Below are 16015 nucleotides of genomic sequence, written 5' to 3'. Positions count from 1 at the left end.
AACCTTCGGGTGCCCGGGAATCAACGCAGCTTCAACGTCGACAAGCCAAACAGACACAACATCAACGTGATGATCCAGAAGCGCACGACCACTTGCGTTTCCGTCCAGCCGGACAGTTCGTAGTGGTGATGCAGCGGCGCCATCTTGAAGAAGCGGCGGCCCTCGCCATAACGGCGCTTCGTGAACTTGAACCAGAAGACTTGCAGCATCACAGAAAGCGTTTCCGCGACGAAGATACCGCCCATGATGAACAGCACGATTTCCTGACGCACGATCACCGCGATGGTCCCGAGCGCGCCGCCGAGCGCGAGCGCGCCGACATCGCCCATGAAGACCTGCGCGGGGTGCGTGTTGTACCAGAGGAACGCGAGGCCCGCGCCACCCATCGCCGAACAGAAGATCAGCAGTTCGCCCGCGCCGGGAATGTGGGGGAACAGCAGGTACTTCGAATAGACCGAGCTGCCCATCACGTAGGCAAACGCGCCGAGCGACGCGCCCACGAGCACGACCGGCATGATGACGAGACCGTCGAGGCCATCGGTGAGATTGACTGCGTTGCTCGACCCGACGATCACGAAGTACGTCATCGCGATAAAGCCCCACACGCCGAGCGGATACGTGATCGACTTGAGGAAGGGCAGCATCAGATCGGCGCGTGCGGGCAGGCCCATCGAGAGGCCGCTGCGCACCCACGCCATGAAGAGATCGAACACGCGCGCGTTGTTCGCTTCCGACACGCTGAACGCGAGATACACCGCGGCGAAAATGCCGATCACCGATTGCCAGAAATACTTCTCGCGCGACGACATGCCGCGCGGGTCCTTGTGCACGACCTTGCGATAGTCGTCCACCCAGCCGATCACGCCAAAGCCGAACGTGACGAGCATCACGATCCACACGAAGCGATTCGTGAGGTCGGCCCACAGCAACGTAGACACCGCAATGCCGATGAGAATGAGCACGCCGCCCATCGTCGGCGTGCCGGACTTGACGAGGTGCGTCTGCGGGCCGTCTTTGCGCACGGCCTGGCCGACTTTCATCGCGGTCAGTTTGCGGATCACCCACGGGCCGCAGACGAGACCGATCAACAACGCCGTCGCCGTGGCTCCCACGGCGCGGAAAGTAATGTAGGTGAACACGCGCATGAAGCTGGCGTCATTCTGAAGCCATTGCGCGAGTGCGAGTAGCATGCTGGGCCTTCTCTTTCAGTGAGTCAGTGTGCTGCGGGCGCGGCGCCCGAAGCGGGTTGTTGTGGGCTCGTGAGGGCGTCAACCACGCGTTCCATCTTCATGAAACGCGAGCCTTTCGCGAGATACGTTGCACCGGGTCCGAACCCGGCTTGTTCGAGTGCCTCGAGCAGTGCGCCGACATCGTCGAAATGCGCGCCGGTCTGCTTCGATGCCGCTGCGTTGAATGCGTTCACTGAATCGCGGCTGGCGTCGCCGAGCGCGAAGAGCGCATCGATGCCGCGTTGCGCCGCATAAGCGCCGACTTCGCGATGAAACGCCGGCCCTTCTTCACCGACTTCGCCCATGTCGCCCATCACGAGCACGCGCGGCGATGGCTGCGCGGCGAGCACGTCGATGGCTGCGCGCATGGAATCGGGATTGGAGTTGTACGTATCGTCGATGACGGCCGCGCCCTTCAGCGCGCCGATCAGCGCGCGCTTGACCTGCAAGCGGCCCTTCACCGGCTGGAACGCTTCGAGGCCGCGCCTGATCGCGTCGAGCGACACGCCGGCGGCAAGCGCCGCAGCCGTTGCCGCGAGCGCGTTGCGCGCGTTGTGCTCGCCGAGCACGGCCAGCGTCACGTCGATTGCGCCTTGCGGCGAGCGCACGTGCACCGTCGTCCCGCTGATCGTCCCGGTGACGGCGGCCTTCGATTCGTCGCCGGTGAGCGCGAAGTCCATGATCGGATTGCCGGTCGCGGCGACGCGCCAGATGCTCGCGTAATGGTCGTCGGCGGGAAACACGGCCGTGCCGGTTTCGCCGAGCGCATGAATGACCGAAGCGTGTTCGAGCGCGACCGCTTCGACCGTCGCCATGAATTCCTGATGCTCGCGCTGCGCGTTGTTGACGACCGCGACGGTCGGCGCCGCGATCTTGCCAAGCTCCGCCGTTTCGCCCGGATGATTCATGCCCAGCTCGACCACCGCCAGCTCGTGCGCCGCGCTCAGGCGAAACAGCGTGAGCGGCAAGCCGATGTCGTTGTTGAAGTTGCCCGCCGTCGCGAGACGCGCTTGTTCGCCGACGGCCGCCGCGAAGATCGACGCGATCATTTCCTTGACCGTCGTCTTGCCGTTGCTGCCCGTGACGGCGACGAGCGGCATCGTGTAGCGCTTGCGCCAGCCGTGCGCCAACGCACCGAGCGCCGCGCGCGTGTCCTTTACCTTGATGACAGGAAGCGGCCAGGCATCCGAATTGCGCAGCTCGCGCGAAACGAGCGCCGCAGCCGCGCCGCTCTTCGCAACCTGATCCAGGAAATCATGCGCATCGAAGCGATCGCCCTTCACCGCGACGAAAAGATCGCCCGCCTGAATGGCGCGGCTATCCGTCACGACGCGTTCGATCGCAATGCTTTCATCGCCGATGAGCGTCGCGCCGGGAATCAGCGCAGCGGCTTCGCGCAAGCTGAACATGGTCATTCGGAACCCCCGCGCTGCGTCGCGCGTGCTGCAAGCGCGAGGCGCGCGTGGTCCTGATCGGAGAACGCGCGCTTCTTGCCCATGATTTCCTGTGTGGCTTCGTGGCCTTTGCCGGCCAGCACGACGACATCCTCCCGCGCCGCCGACCGCACGGCTTGCAGGATGGCGCTCGCGCGATCTTCGATACGCCGCGCTTTCGCGGCGTCCTTCATGCCGGCGGCGATCTGATCGATGATGGCGAGCGGATCTTCGCTGCGCGGGTTGTCGCTCGTGATGACGACCTGATCCGCGAGACGTTCCGCGATCTCGCCCATCAGCGGGCGCTTGGTCGCGTCACGGTCACCGCCGCAACCGAACATGCAAATAAGCTCGCCGCCGCGCGCATTCGCAATCGGGCGAAGCGCGGCGAGCGTTTTGTCGAGCGCATCGGGCGTGTGCGCGTAATCGATAACGACGAGCGGCTCGTCGCTTTGCAGCCGGCCGCCGAGACGCTCCATGCGCCCGTTGACCGATTCGAGCTTCGCAATGCGCGCAATGGCGGCATCGAACGGGACGCCCACTTCGAGCAGCACTCCAAGCACGGCGAGCAGGTTGCTGACGTTGAACGTGCCGAGCGTGCTGACTTCGACTTCGGCTTCGCCCCAATCGGACGAAAGATGAAACGCGGTGCCGGTAGCCGTCGCGCGGACGTGCGTGGCAAGGAGCATCGCGTCGGCGCTCGGGGCGGCATCGGCGGGCATTTCGACGCCGTAAGCAATCGTGCGGACCTTGCCGCGCAGCGAGGCGATCAGGCGCTGGCCGGCGGCATCGTCACGATTGACGATCGCCGTTTTCAGCGACGGCCACGCGAACAGACGCGCCTTCGCCGCTTCGTATGCCTCGAACGTGCCGTGATAATCGAGATGGTCCTGCGTCAGATTCGTGAAGATGGCGATGTCGAAATCCGTGCCGTTCACGCGTCCCTGATGCAGCGCATGCGACGACACTTCCATCGCGACGGCTTCCGCGCCCTGGCTCTTCAGTTGCGCGAGGCTGCGCTGAAGTTGCGGCGCGTCGGGCGTGGTGAAACCGGTATTCACGAGCTTGCCGGGCATGCCGATACCGAGCGTGCCGACGATCGCGCACGGACGGCCGAGCGCGGTCAGCGCCGTGGCGATCCACTGGCTGCACGATGTCTTGCCGTTCGTGCCGGTCACGCCGACGGTCAGCATCGACGCGGTCGGCTCGCCGTACCACGCGGAAGCGATCGGGCCGGCGAGCTCGTTCAACGCCGGGACGGCGAGCGTCTTCGACGCGTCCGGCTTGCCCGCAAAGTTTTCCGGCTGGTACAGCGCCGCTGCCGCGCCCGCGCCGAGAGCGGCGTCGATGTACGGACGATTGTCCGCGCCATCGACCGCATAGGCGAAAAACACGTCGCCGCTTTTCAGCGAGCGCGTGTCCGCGTGCAACTGCGCCTCCGGCCACGCATGCGCGCGCAGCCATTTAACGGCGTTCGAAACGTCCTTCTGCATCTTGCTTTGACGGGCCGCGCTCATCGCACGACTCCCGGATGACTCTTCGTGTTGCTCGACACGGCGACTTTTTTCGCCGTGTTCGCGTTGTTGGTATTCGCTGGCTGCGTCCCTGATTGCGGCGCGGAACCCGATTCGTCCATCACCACCATTTGCTTGACCGGCATGTCGGGCGGCACGTTCAGCGCACGCAAGGTGTCGCCGACGATGCCCGAAAACACCGGCCCCGACACCTGTCCGCCGAAGTGGCTGCCCGCCGTCGGCTCGTCGACCGATACCGCCACGACGATGCGCGGATTCGGCATCGGCGCCATGCCGACGAACGACGCGCGGTACTTCGAATGGTCGTAGCCGCGGCCCGCATGCTTGTAGGCCGTACCCGACTTGCCGCCGACGCGGTAGCCCGGCACCGCCGCATCCGGCGACGTCCCGTTCTTCGACACGACGGTTTCGAGCATCGCGCGCACTTCGCGTGCGGTGGTCGGCGAAAAAACCTGCTGACCGAGCGGCGGCTGATCGGCCGGCGTGCGGAAAATCGATACGGGCAGCACCGAGCCGTCGTGCGCGATCGCCGTATAAGCGCGAGCGAGCTGGAACAGCGACGCCGACAAACCGTAGCCGTAAGACATAGTCGCCTGCTCGATACGCCGCCAGCTCTTCCACGGCCGCAAACGCCCGGTCACCGCGCCCGGAAAACCGACTTTCGGCGCCTGACCGAGCCCGAGGCCGGTGTACATGTTCCACATCTCTTCGGGCCGCAATTGCATCGCAATTTTGGTCGCGCCGATATTGCTCGACTTCTGAATCACGCCGCCGACGGTGAGCGTGCCGAAGCCGGCGTCGTCCGTGATGCGCGCGCCGTCGAGCACGAACACGCCGCCGCCCGTTTCGACCAGCGTGTTCGGCGACACGCGATGCAGGTCGAGCGCGAGCGAAACGGTGAACGGCTTCATGATCGAGCCCGGCTCGAAAGTGTCCGTGAGGATGCGGTTGCGCAGCTGCTCGCCGGTCATGCGCGAGCGGTCGTTCGGGTTGTAGGTGGGATAGTTGACGAGCGCGAGCACTTCGCCCGTCTTCGTATCGATGACGATTGCCGCGCCCGCCTTCGCCTTCGACTTCTCGACGGCCGCCTTCAGGTTCGTGTACGCGATGTACTGAATCTTGCTGTCGATCGACAGTTCGACGTCCTTGCCGTTATGCGGCACGACTTGCTCGTCGACGTCCTCGACGATATGCCCCATGCGATCCTTGATGACACGGCGCATGCCCGGCGTTCCGGCCAGCACGCCCTGATCGCCGAGTTCGACGCCTTCCTGACCCTTGTCTTCAATATTAGTAAAGCCGATCAGGTGCGCGGTGATTTCACCTTCCGGATAGAAGCGCTTGTATTCTCCGCGCGAATAAATGCCGGGGATGTCGAGCGCCGCCACCTTCTGCGCGACTTCCAGCGGCACCTGGCGCTTGACGTAGACGAAGGTCTTGTCCATCGACAGCTTCGCGCGCAGGTCCTTCTGCGTCATGTCGAGCAGCTTCGCCAGTTCCGCCAGCTTGTCCGCGCCGAGGTCGTTCGGCACTGTTTCGGGAATCGCCCAGATCGCCTTGACGGGCAGACTCGTGGCAAGCACGAGGCCATTGCGGTCGGTGATCTGGCCGCGCGTAGCCGGGAGCTCGAGCGTGCGCTGATAGCGGCTCTCGCCCTGCTTCTTGAAGAACGCGTTGCCGGGGCCCTGAATCCAGAATGCGCGCGCGGCCAGCGCGAGGAACGCCATGAACAGCAGAAACACGACGAACTTCGAGCGCCACATCGGCAGGCGCACGGCGAGGATCGGGTTCGGCGTGTAGGCGACGTCCTTTTGTTTCGCGGATTTTTTCATCGTTTCGCTCCGCGAGCGGGCGGCGCCGAGGCGGGCAGCGGCGGCGGCATGGGCGCATCGGCGGCCTTGGTGGTCGCCGGGTCGTAGGTGAGATATTGCGTGCGGCCGGTCGTCACGGGCTGCATCTTCAGTGAGTTAGTGGCCAACTGCTCGATGCGCGAAGTCTTCGACAACGCGCTCTGCTGATACTGAAACTGTGCGAAATCCTGCTGAAGCTGGCGTTCCTGCGATTGCGCCCGCTGCAGTTCGATGAACACCTGCCGCTGCTTGTTCGTGGCGCTGACGACCGACAGCGCGCACCCGAGCACGATCATCAACAGGAAAATGTTGAGACGGTTCATGGCGCGATGCGCTCCGCGATGCGCATGACCGCGGAACGTGCGCGCGGGTTCTCGGCGACTTCGGCGTCACTCGGAAACACGCGGCCGACGATCCGCAACGGCGGACTCGGCAGATCGACCGCGCGGATCGGCAAACGACGGTCCACCGCCGGCGCGCTCGATTGCGCCTGCATGAACCGCTTGACGATCCGGTCTTCGAGCGAATGAAAGCTGATCACGACCAGCCGCCCCCCTTGCTCCAACAAACTCAGTGCCGATTCAAGAACTACTTGCAGCTCCGCAAGCTCTTGATTGATGTGAATCCGTATAGCCTGAAAGGTGCGAGTTGCCGGGTCCTTGCCCTTTTCACGGGTCTTGACGACGTGACCCACGATTTCGGCAAGCTCGCGCGTGCTGACGAGAGGCCCAAGACGGTCGGACTCTGCCCGGCGAGCAACAAGCGCCTTTGCAATCTGAAAAGCAAACCGTTCTTCCCCATAATCTCTGATCACCTCCGTCAATTCCTGCACCGTGGCCCGCGCGAGCCACTCGGCCGCCGACTCGCCGCGAGTCGGGTCCATTCTCATGTCGAGCGGGCCTTCCGCCCGGAAGCTGAAGCCGCGTTCAGGATCGTCCACCTGGGGCGACGACACACCGAGATCTAGCAACACGCCCGACACCTTTTGCACTCCGCGTTCACTCGCTGCATCACGCATCGACGCAAAGCTGTCGTGCACGATCGAGAAACGCGAATCCTGAATCTGTTGCGCCGTGGCGATTGCGAGCGGGTCTTTGTCGAAAGCGATGAGCCGCCCCGCTTCGCCCAGCCGTTGCAAAATTGCCCGGCTATGACCGCCGCGCCCGAAGGTGCCATCCATATAGATGCCGTCCGCGCGCGTGATCAGTCCGTCTACTGCTTCATTGAGCAGCACCGTGCGATGCTGCAGTTCATTTCCCATCGCAGGTGCCATGTCGTTGAGCGCCGCGTCAGAAAGTGAAGTTCTTTAGCGCGTCGGGCATGCCCTGCGCCATCGCCGCGGCTTCCTTCGCGGCGTACGTCTGTGAATCCCATAATTCGAAGTGCGCGCCCATGCCGAGCAGCGTCACTTCCTTTTCGAGCGACGCGGCAGCACGAAGCTCGGGCGAGACCAGCACGCGCCCGGCGGTGTCGAGTTCGACATCCATTGCGTTACCGAGAAAGATGCGCCGCCACCACATCGCTTCCATCGGAAGCGCGGCAACCTTGGCGCGAAAGACTTCCCATTCGGGACGAGGAAAGAGCAACAGGCATCCATCCGGGCTCTTCGTGAGCGTCACCCGGCCTTCTGCCTGCCCTTGCAGCGCTTCCCGATAGCGAGACGGAACCGACATCCGCCCTTTCGCATCGAGCGTCAGCGCCGACGCCCCTTGGAACACTCGCCCTTCTCCCCGTTATGACCGGCTGACCGTCTCTGGCGCTGGTCCGTGCAAAGCTGACGACGCCCTCGATGACGCCACTCCCGCCGCAAAACTGCCCGAAAGTGGGTTCGGAATCACACAAAGAACCACTTTCTCACACTGTCTCCCACTTTAGAGGAACGTATTTCCTCGGTCAAGACGCGACAGCTTTTTTCAGGAAGGTTTTGCTCGCTAGAACAAGGACTTAGCGCAAGGACTTGAAGCGGGGATGGAAAAGAAAAGCGTTTGGAATTAGAGAGCTAGTGCGCTATCTGAAGGTAAAGTCTGAATTCGACGATAGAGAGACGTGAAATGTAACGGTTTCCGTGGGCGGATCGTGTGAGGAATGCGGCCTTGAGTCGATGGCCGTTCGAGCGAACGCGGACGGCCATCGATAGAACCATGAATCAGATGTAGTAAGCGGTGCGCGTCATGACTTTCGACGCCGCGCGCATCAACGCCCGCACTGGAAACGGCATTTCGCTTCCGCCCGCGCCGATGGCCGCTGCGGCGTGCGCGCTCTCGTCGTTGCGCATCTGCTCGACGATCGCCCGCGAAGCATAGTCCGCAGCCGGCAACGTGCGCATGTGGCCGTCGAGATGCTGCTCGACCTGTCGCTCGGTCTCGGCCATGAATCCGAGGCTTGCGCGGTCGCCGAAGCGTCCCGCCGCGAAGCCGATAGCGAGCGCGCCTGCGTACCAGAGCGGGTTCAACAGGCTCGGGCGTGAGTCGAGATCCTTCAGGCGCTGCGCGGTCCAGGCGAGGTGGTCTTCTTCTTCGCGAGCCGCGTGCTCGAAACTCGCTTTGAGCGTCGGGGAATTCGTTGCGAGCTTTTGCGCCTGATACAGCGCCTGCGCGCAGACTTCGCCTACGTGATTCACGCGCATCAGTCCCGCCGAATGCGCCTTCTCCTTCTCCGTGAGCGCCGGCTCCGCAACGAGCGAATCGCCTTCCACCAGCCCCGCCACGTCCGATTCGGGAATCGGCCGCGACATGCGGCTCACGCCGACCATGGAACGCAAGCCTCGATCGAATTCGCTAATGATTTCATCGAGCGTCATGTTCTCACCTCTTTGTTCGTATTCGTGCTTTCGCAGCAGCGCCATCGCGCTTGATTAGCAAGCCCTATTCTCTCTGGCCGACGATGCGAAGATGCCCCTCGACAAGCGCCATTTTTTGTAATTAGGGCAAACACGACTCGTGAAAATGCTGAAAAACCAAGATTTTAGCGCATGTTGCAAAAACGTCACACGAGCGGCTGACGCGGCCCCGTTTTCCTTCCGCCGATCAGGACGTGTTTGCTACATTACGTGTCAACTTCGTAAAGAAGTATTCCGGCAGGGACCGTCAACACACTGGCGCTAGAACAGTGACCTTGCCAAAACAGTTGCAGGAACATCCTTGGAGATCTATTCAATGAAAAAGTCGCTTCTCGCTCTGGCAGCATTGGGCGTCTTCGCTGGCGCCGCGCATGCGCAGAGCAGCGTGACGCTTTACGGCATCATCGACGCGGGCTTCCTCTACAGCAACAACAGCGCCGGCCAGAAGCAGTACGCGCTGAACAGCGGCAACGTGCAAGGTAGCCGTTGGGGCCTGCGTGGCACGGAAGACCTCGGTGGCGGTCTGAAGGCACTGTTCGTGTTGGAAAACGGCTTCAACGTGTTTAACGGCCGTCTGGGCCAGGGCGGCGCCGAGTTCGGCCGTCAGGCATATGTCGGTCTGTCGACGGCGCAGTTCGGCACGGTCACGCTGGGTCGTCAGTACGACTCCGTGGTCGACTACACCGGCGCGTTCGAAGTCGGCAGCCAGTGGGCGACGTACTTCGGTGCGCACCCGGGCGACCTCGACAACATGAACAACTCGAATCGCGTGAACAACGCGATCAAGTTCACGAGCGCGAACTACGCGGGCTTCACGTTCGGCGGTTTGTACAGCCTGGGCGGCGTCGCTGGCCAGTTCAACCGCAACCAGATCTGGTCGGTCGGCCTCGGCTACTCGCGCGGTCCGCTGCAATTGGGCGCGGGCTACCTGAACGTCAAGGATCCGAACTTCTCGTTCTTCGGCAACACGCCGGCTTCGAGCACGACGGGTTCCAACATGTCCGGCAGCCGCGTGTACTCGGGCTTCGCATCGGCTCACACGCAGCAAGTGATTTCGGCAGGCGGCGCCTATACGTTCGGCGCAGCGACGGTCGGCGCGACGTATAGCAACACGCAGTTCAAGGATGTCGGCACGGAGCCGGGCACGGGTCTGAACCAGTTTGGCTACACGGGCGGTTCGGGCAAGTTCCACAACGCCGAAATCAACTTCAAGTATCAGTTGACCCCGGCGCTGCTGGTCGGCGCGGCTTACGACTACACGAAGGGTTACGGCCTGGCCAACGCCAAGTACCACCAGGGCATGCTGGGCGCGGACTACTTCCTGTCGAAGCGCACGGACGTGTACATCGACGGTATCTATCAGCACGCTTCGGGCACGGACTCGACGCGCACGGCTGCTGTCGCGAACATCAATGGCCTGTCGCCGTCGTCGACGTCGAACCAGGTTGCTGCACTCGTGGGTATCCGCCACAAGTTCTAAGACGCACGTAACAAAGCGGTATCGACTAAAGGCGCCTTCGGGCGCCTTTTTTCTTCTCGCACGCATACGTCGCATCGGGACAAAAAAGCCGTCGTATCCAGCGACGGATACGACGGCTCGTCTTCACAGGTTAGCGCACCTGTCAAACGGTGCCGTCGCGCAGTTCCCGTCGCAGGATCTTGCCGACGTTGCTCTTCGGCAAGGTGCTGCGGAACTCGATGATGCGCGGCCGCTTGTAGCCCGTCAGGCGCTCACGGCAATGCGCGATGACGTCAGCTTCGGTCAGGCTCTCGTCCTTGCGCACGATGAAGAGCTTCACCGCCTCGCCGGAGCTCTTGTCCTTCACGCCGACGGCCGCGACTTCGAACACGCCGGGCAGCATCGCCACCACGTCTTCGATCTCGTTCGGATAGACGTTGAAACCCGACACGAGAATCATGTCCTTCTTGCGGTCGACGATTTTGACGTAGCCGCGCTCGTCGAACACGCCGACGTCGCCGGAGCGGAAGAAGCCATCGGGCGTCATCACTTTGGCGGTCTCGTCGGGGCGATTCCAGTAGCCCGCCATTACCTGGGGTCCGCGAATGCAGATTTCGCCGGCCTCGCCCAGCGGCACCTCGTTGTTGTCGTCGTCGCGAATCGAGATTTCCGTCGATGGCAACGGCAGCCCGATCGTGCCGGTGTATTCGGTGGCCGTCACTGGATTGCAAGTCACGCACGGCGACGTCTCCGATAATCCGTAGCCCTCGACGATCGGCACGCCGGTGACCGCAAACCAGCGCTTCGCGACGGCCTCCTGCACGGCCATGCCGCCGCCGTTCGCCGCGATGAGCTTGGAAAAGTCGAGCTTGCTGAAATCGGGGTGGTTCAGCATCGCGTTATAGAGCGTGTTGACCGCCGGGAACGTGTTGATCTGAACGCCCTTCAATTCCTTGATCATCCCGCCGACGTCGCGCGGATTCGGAATCAGCACGCCAAGACCGCCGGTACGGATGGTGAGCATGCCGCACACCGTCAACGCGAAGATGTGATACAGCGGCAGAGCCGCCACGCATACGAACTGATCGATATCCGGCCGTAGCTTGCGCGCCGGCTCCAGCCACACTTCGGATTGCAGGACATTGGCGATCAGGTTGCGATGCGTGAGCGTTGCGCCCTTCGCTACGCCGGTCGTGCCGCCCGTATATTGAAGGAACGCGACGTCGTCGGGCTTCTGTTCCACGGGCGCGAGCGTATGCCTGCCGCCTTCAACGAGCGCCTGATTGAAGCGGATGCTGCCGGGCAAGCTCCACTCGGGCACCAGCTTCTTCATCCGGCGCACGACGAAATTGACCACGAGCCCGTTCAGGCCCATGAGATCGCCCATCGACGCAACCACCACATGCTTGATCGCCGTATTCGCAATCACCGCTTGCAGCGTCGCAGCGAAGTTCTCGAGAATGACGATGGCTTCCGCGCCGCTGTCTCTGAGCTGATGCTCGAGTTCTCGCGGCGTGTAGAGCGGATTGACGTTGACGACAATGTATCCCGCGCGCAGCACCGCAGCGATCGCGACGGGATACTGCAGCACGTTCGGCATCATCAGCGCGACGCGCGCGCCGGGCTTCAGTCCCTTCGCCTGAAACCACGCGGCGAGCTTCTTCGACATGTCGTCGAGCTCGCGATAGGTAATCGCGCGTCCCATGCAAAGGAACGCGCGACGATCGCGATTCTTGCGGAAACTGTCCTCGAGCAGTTGAGACACGGATCGATACGCCGACGCGTCGATTTCCGCAGGCACACCGGCCGGATACGATTTCAGCCAAAGTTTCTCCATGCGGCGTCTCCTTTATCTGATTTTAGAATGATCGTGCGGAAACGAGATGCTAGCTGCTCGAATCGCTGCCGACAATCCGGTTAGACGCCGCGCTCCAGGCTCGTATGAACCCGCGTGCTTCAAACTTCTCAATGCAATGACTCCACTTCAACCAGGCAATCGTAGAACGTTGCCGATCCCCCCAGATCGGTCAGTGCCTGGCTCGTTACCTGATTGGCGTTGCAGCCATCGGGGGACAACTTTTTCCACCAGATCGACAAGCCGACGACAACGCCCTGACGTGCGCGCTCGGTCACACGCACGCGCGCCTGCATCGAGCCACGGTCGTTGAATATGCGGACTTGCATGCCGTCTGCGATGCCGCGCGCTTGCGCGTCGATCGGATGGATATCGAGATGCGGCTCGCGCTCCGTCGCACGCAGACTCTCGATGTTCACGAAACTGCTGTTCAGGAAGTTGCGTGCGGGCGGCGAGATCATCGCGAGCGGATAGCGGGCGGCCAGTTCGGGCGCGGCTTCGGCGGATTCATACGGCGGGATGTAATCCGGCAATGGGTCATGGCCCTCGTCTTTCAGGCGCTGACTGTAGAACTCGCACTTGCCCGAGGGCGTGCGGAAGCCGCCATCGGCGAAAGGCGCATCGGGCAGGTCGAGCTTGAGCCAGCCGGACGCCTTGAGCGCGCCCCAATTCTGGTCTTTCAGCGTGGGATGGTCCCAGCGGAAAGCCTTCGATGCGATCTGTTCGTCGGTTTCGAATAGCGCCGGTTCGGTCAGTTCCATCGCACGCGCGAGCCCGCGGAAAAATTCGGTGTTCGGGCGCGACTCCCCTACAGGCGCGATCGCCGGCAGGTTCGCCATGACGTGCGTGTGGCCGTAGGACTGGTGAACGTCGAGATGCTCAAGCTGCGTGGTCGCCGGAAAGATGAGATCGGCGTAATCAGCGGTATCGGTCTGGAAGTGCTCGAGCACGATGGTGAACAGATCGTCGCGCGCGAATCCCGCCGCGACTTTCGCGGAATCCGGCGCGACCGCAACAGGATTCGAGTTGTACACGATCAGCGCTTCGATCCGCGGGCCGAAGCTCGCGTCGCCCGGATGCAGCAAGGCATCGCCGATGGCGTTCATGTTCACGATGCGCGGCGGCTTCGCCAGGCCTCCCGGCAGCAGATCTGGCCGCTGGAGCGCGGCGGCATGCGTCGGCGCCCATCCGGATGACGACAGCAGCAGCCCGCCCGCTCGTTCGCGCCACGCGCCGGTCAGCGACGGCAGGCAGGCAATCGCCCGCACCGCGTTGCCACCGCCGCGCACACGCTGCATGCCGTAGTTGAGGCGGATCGCGGCTTTCTTCGTCGAACCGAAAGCGCGCGCAAGGTCGACGATCACTTGCTCGTCGATGCCGCATATCGCTGCGGCGCGCGACGGCGGATACAGCGACGCGCGCTCTGCGAGCTCGTCGAAACCGAGCGTGTGGGCATCGACATAATCGCGATCGACAAAGCCCTCGCGGATGAGCACGTGCATCATGCCCAGCGCGAGCGCGGCGTCGGTGCCGGGCCGCAACGCGATGTGCTGATGACACTTTTCGGCGGTCAGCGACTTATACGGATCGATCGCGATCAGTTTCGCGCCCCGCCGCTTCGCCTCTTGCGCGCGCGTCCAGAAATGCAGACTCGATGCGATCGGATTCGCGCCCCAGATCAGAATAAGCTCGCTTTCCTCGAAGAAATCGACGTGCATGCCGACGCTCGCGCCATAGGTATAGCGGAGGCCGGCCGCCCCGGCGGCAGCGCAAATCGTGCGGTCGAGGCGCGATGCGCCAAGCACGTTGAAGAAGCGCGCAGCAATGCTTTCGCCCTGAACGAGGCCCATGGTGCCCGCGTAGCTGTACGGCAGAATCGCGTCGGGCGCGCGACGCGCAATCGGCTGAAGCCGGTCAGCGGCGATGCGCAACCCTTCCTCCCAACTGATCGGCTCGAATTGCCCGCTTCCTTTCGGTCCGACGCGGCGCAACGGTGTCAGAAGACGGTCCTTGTGATGCGTGCGCTCGGCGTATCGCGTGACCTTCGTGCAAAGGACGCCTTGCGTCGGCGGATGATCGGGATCTCCGCTGACTTTTATCGCCTTGCCGTCTTGCAGGGTCACGCGCATCGCGCAGGTATCGGGGCAATCGTGCGGGCATACGGCTCGTGCAAACTCGGCTGGAGCGTTCATCGAAAAGTCCGGTCAGTCGGGAAAATTGGCGGCAGATGACCGAATTCTATTACGCCGGCTATGCGACAGACTGTCCGATCCAGCAAATAGTGGCGGCGTAGAATGAGTTATGCCGCGTGTCAATCCGCGCGATCCGAATATCAACAAGAGAGCGGTACAAATGAGTTCGATCCCTGAAATCGAAGCATCACACGATGAAATCAAGGCCCTTCGACGAACGATCCACGCTCATCCCGAGTTGCGTTACGAAGAGGTCGGCACTGCGAGGCTCGTGGCCGAAAACCTCGAACGGTGGGGTGTTACCGTGCATCGCGGAGTGGGCAAGACTGGCGTCGTCGGCGTTTTGAAGCGCGGAACGAGCGGCGCATCCATCGGACTGCGCGCCGACATGGACGCATTGCCGATTGAGGAAGTGAACACGTTCGAGCATCGATCCACACACGCCGGCCGGATGCACGCGTGCGGCCACGACGGCCACACAGCGATGCTGCTCGGCGCCGCCAAGTACCTCGCCGAACACGGAAAGTTCGACGGGACGGTCGTGTTCATCTTCCAGCCAGCAGAGGAAGGCGGTGCGGGCGCGAAAGCCATGATCGACGATGGACTCTTCACCCGCTTCCCCGTTGATGCCGTGTTTGGGATCCACAACTGGCCAGGCATCGAAACCGGGCACTTCGGCGTTACCGAAGGACCGATCATGGCCTCGAGCAACGAGTTTCGCATCACGATAAACGGGACCGGCTCGCACGCGGCGCTTCCGCACAACGGTCGCGATCCGGTGTTCACGGCGGTTCAGATCGCGAACGCATTGCAAAGCATCATCACACGAAACAAGAAGCCGCTGGACACGGCAGTGCTGTCCATCACGCAGATCCATGCGGGAGAAGCGGCGAACGTCGTGCCCGACCACGCATGGCTCGGCGGCACGGTGCGGACGTTCACTGTGGAGACGCTCGATCTCATCGAAGCGCGGATGCGCAAGATCGTGGAGGCGACGGCTTCTGCGTACGACTGCGAGGCAGAGGTGCGATTTCACCGGAATTACCCGCCGACCATCAATGACGCCGAACAGGCGATGTTTGCGGCGGACGTGATGGCGGAGGTAGTGGGCGCGGACAAGGTCGACAGCTCGGTCGAGCCGACGATGGGCGCCGAAGACTTCTCGTTCATGCTGCTCGAGAAACCCGGATGCTATGCGTTTCTTGGAAACGGCGATGGCGGGCATCGCGATCATGGACACGGCGCGGGGCCGTGCATGCTGCACAACGCCAGTTATGACTTCAACGACGCGCTGTTGACAGTGGGGTCGTCGTACTGGGTACGATTGGTTGAGCGGTTCTTGGTCGAGAAGTGATTGCTGCGGCGGGCGTGCTTCATCGGGACGCCTGCGCGCATAGATTGCGGCCCCAACGCAAAAACCCCACCTTTGCGGGGTGGGGTTTTTGTTTGCGGCATGAGGAGCCTGACGATTACCTACTTTCACACGGGCAATCCGCACTATCATCGGCGTGGAGTCGTTTCACGGTCCTGTTCGGGATGGGAAGGGGTGGTACCGACTCGCTATGGTCATCAGGCATGACTTGTTGTTGCGCGCCTTGTGGGGCGGACAACCAATCTGGGAAG

Annotated in this window: 12 protein-coding genes and 1 rRNA gene; 2 read left to right on the top strand and 11 right to left on the bottom strand. The window is 62.6% G+C overall.

Going from position 1 to position 16015, the window contains the following annotated elements; genetic code table 11:
- Nucleotides 1-20: 20 nt before the first annotated feature.
- The 8 genes from mraY to coq7 form a co-directional block, all read right to left on the bottom strand.
- Nucleotides 21-1190, bottom strand: coding sequence for a phospho-N-acetylmuramoyl-pentapeptide-transferase (mraY, locus tag LDZ21_RS02160; RefSeq protein ID WP_035966875.1), 1170 nt, complete (start codon nucleotides 1188-1190; stop codon nucleotides 21-23).
- A gap of 23 nt (nucleotides 1191-1213) precedes the next feature.
- Nucleotides 1214-2644: a UDP-N-acetylmuramoyl-tripeptide--D-alanyl-D-alanine ligase gene (locus LDZ21_RS02155; RefSeq protein WP_244793968.1), complete on the bottom strand. Its 1431-nt coding sequence runs from the start codon at nucleotides 2642-2644 to the stop codon at nucleotides 1214-1216.
- On the bottom strand, nucleotides 2641-4179 hold the full coding sequence (locus LDZ21_RS02150; RefSeq protein WP_244793967.1) for a UDP-N-acetylmuramoyl-L-alanyl-D-glutamate--2,6-diaminopimelate ligase: 1539 nt from the start codon (nucleotides 4177-4179) through the stop codon (nucleotides 2641-2643). Before LDZ21_RS02150 ends, LDZ21_RS02155 begins: the two co-directional genes overlap by 4 nt.
- Complete coding sequence (locus LDZ21_RS02145) at nucleotides 4176-6029, bottom strand: peptidoglycan D,D-transpeptidase FtsI family protein (RefSeq protein ID WP_244793965.1); 1854 nt, start codon at nucleotides 6027-6029, stop codon at nucleotides 4176-4178. The genes LDZ21_RS02150 and LDZ21_RS02145 overlap by 4 nt, the downstream gene beginning before the upstream one ends.
- Nucleotides 6026-6370: a cell division protein FtsL gene (gene ftsL, locus LDZ21_RS02140; RefSeq protein WP_035966882.1), complete on the bottom strand. Its 345-nt coding sequence runs from the start codon at nucleotides 6368-6370 to the stop codon at nucleotides 6026-6028. Before ftsL ends, LDZ21_RS02145 begins: the two co-directional genes overlap by 4 nt.
- Nucleotides 6367-7320, bottom strand: a complete 954-nt coding sequence (gene rsmH, locus LDZ21_RS02135; RefSeq protein ID WP_035966889.1) for a 16S rRNA (cytosine(1402)-N(4))-methyltransferase RsmH — start codon at nucleotides 7318-7320, stop codon at nucleotides 6367-6369. Before rsmH ends, ftsL begins: the two co-directional genes overlap by 4 nt.
- 16 nt (nucleotides 7321-7336) lie before the next feature.
- A complete protein-coding gene (gene mraZ / locus LDZ21_RS02130) occupies nucleotides 7337-7765 on the bottom strand; it encodes a division/cell wall cluster transcriptional repressor MraZ (RefSeq protein ID WP_035966891.1) in 429 nt (142 codons plus the stop codon).
- Between the two features lie 428 nt (nucleotides 7766-8193).
- Nucleotides 8194-8847 carry a 2-polyprenyl-3-methyl-6-methoxy-1,4-benzoquinone monooxygenase gene (coq7, locus tag LDZ21_RS02125; protein WP_244793963.1) on the bottom strand — a complete coding sequence of 218 codons (654 nt, stop codon included), beginning with the start codon at nucleotides 8845-8847 and terminating at the stop codon, nucleotides 8194-8196.
- A 355-nt stretch (nucleotides 8848-9202) separates the two neighbouring features.
- Here coq7 and LDZ21_RS02120 point away from each other — a divergent pair, with 355 nt between their 5' ends.
- Nucleotides 9203-10366 (top strand): porin, encoded by a 1164-nt coding sequence (locus tag LDZ21_RS02120; RefSeq protein ID WP_244793961.1) that lies wholly within the window; start codon nucleotides 9203-9205, stop codon nucleotides 10364-10366.
- Between the two features lie 142 nt (nucleotides 10367-10508).
- Here LDZ21_RS02120 and LDZ21_RS02115 read toward each other — a convergent pair whose 3' ends face one another.
- A complete protein-coding gene (locus LDZ21_RS02115) occupies nucleotides 10509-12182 on the bottom strand; it encodes a long-chain fatty acid--CoA ligase (RefSeq protein WP_244793959.1) in 1674 nt (557 codons plus the stop codon).
- Between the two features lie 128 nt (nucleotides 12183-12310).
- Nucleotides 12311-14392 carry a molybdopterin-containing oxidoreductase family protein gene (locus LDZ21_RS02110; protein WP_244793957.1) on the bottom strand — a complete coding sequence of 694 codons (2082 nt, stop codon included), beginning with the start codon at nucleotides 14390-14392 and terminating at the stop codon, nucleotides 12311-12313.
- A gap of 160 nt (nucleotides 14393-14552) precedes the next feature.
- On the opposite strand from LDZ21_RS02110, the gene LDZ21_RS02105 reads away from it, so the two are divergent.
- On the top strand, nucleotides 14553-15746 hold the full coding sequence (locus tag LDZ21_RS02105; protein WP_244793956.1) for a M20 aminoacylase family protein: 1194 nt from the start codon (nucleotides 14553-14555) through the stop codon (nucleotides 15744-15746).
- Between the two features lie 106 nt (nucleotides 15747-15852).
- On the opposite strand, the gene rrf is transcribed toward LDZ21_RS02105, so the two are convergent.
- A 5S ribosomal RNA gene (rrf, locus tag LDZ21_RS02100) occupies nucleotides 15853-15966 on the bottom strand.
- Nucleotides 15967-16015 lie beyond the last annotated feature (49 nt).

Origin of the sequence: Caballeronia grimmiae (assembly GCF_022879615.1) — a bacterium.
In the GTDB taxonomy this organism is placed as follows: Bacteria; Pseudomonadota; Gammaproteobacteria; order Burkholderiales; family Burkholderiaceae; genus Caballeronia; species Caballeronia grimmiae.
This window is presented reverse-complemented; position numbering and strand designations above follow the sequence as displayed.

Coding starts and splice junctions, on each gene's coding strand:
- mraY (WP_035966875.1), bottom strand. CDS start 1,190: ATGCTACTCGCACTCGCGCAATGGCTTCAGAATGACGCCAGCTTCATG.
- LDZ21_RS02155 (WP_244793968.1), bottom strand. CDS start 2,644: ATGACCATGTTCAGCTTGCGCGAAGCCGCTGCGCTGATTCCCGGCGCG.
- LDZ21_RS02150 (WP_244793967.1), bottom strand. CDS start 4,179: ATGAGCGCGGCCCGTCAAAGCAAGATGCAGAAGGACGTTTCGAACGCC.
- LDZ21_RS02145 (WP_244793965.1), bottom strand. CDS start 6,029: ATGAAAAAATCCGCGAAACAAAAGGACGTCGCCTACACGCCGAACCCG.
- ftsL (WP_035966882.1), bottom strand. CDS start 6,370: ATGAACCGTCTCAACATTTTCCTGTTGATGATCGTGCTCGGGTGCGCG.
- rsmH (WP_035966889.1), bottom strand. CDS start 7,320: ATGGCACCTGCGATGGGAAATGAACTGCAGCATCGCACGGTGCTGCTC.
- coq7 (WP_244793963.1), bottom strand. CDS start 8,847: ATGACGCTCGATGAAATCATTAGCGAATTCGATCGAGGCTTGCGTTCC.
- LDZ21_RS02120 (WP_244793961.1), top strand. CDS start 9,203: ATGAAAAAGTCGCTTCTCGCTCTGGCAGCATTGGGCGTCTTCGCTGGC.
- LDZ21_RS02115 (WP_244793959.1), bottom strand. CDS start 12,182: ATGGAGAAACTTTGGCTGAAATCGTATCCGGCCGGTGTGCCTGCGGAA.
- LDZ21_RS02110 (WP_244793957.1), bottom strand. CDS start 14,392: ATGAACGCTCCAGCCGAGTTTGCACGAGCCGTATGCCCGCACGATTGC.
- LDZ21_RS02105 (WP_244793956.1), top strand. CDS start 14,553: ATGAGTTCGATCCCTGAAATCGAAGCATCACACGATGAAATCAAGGCC.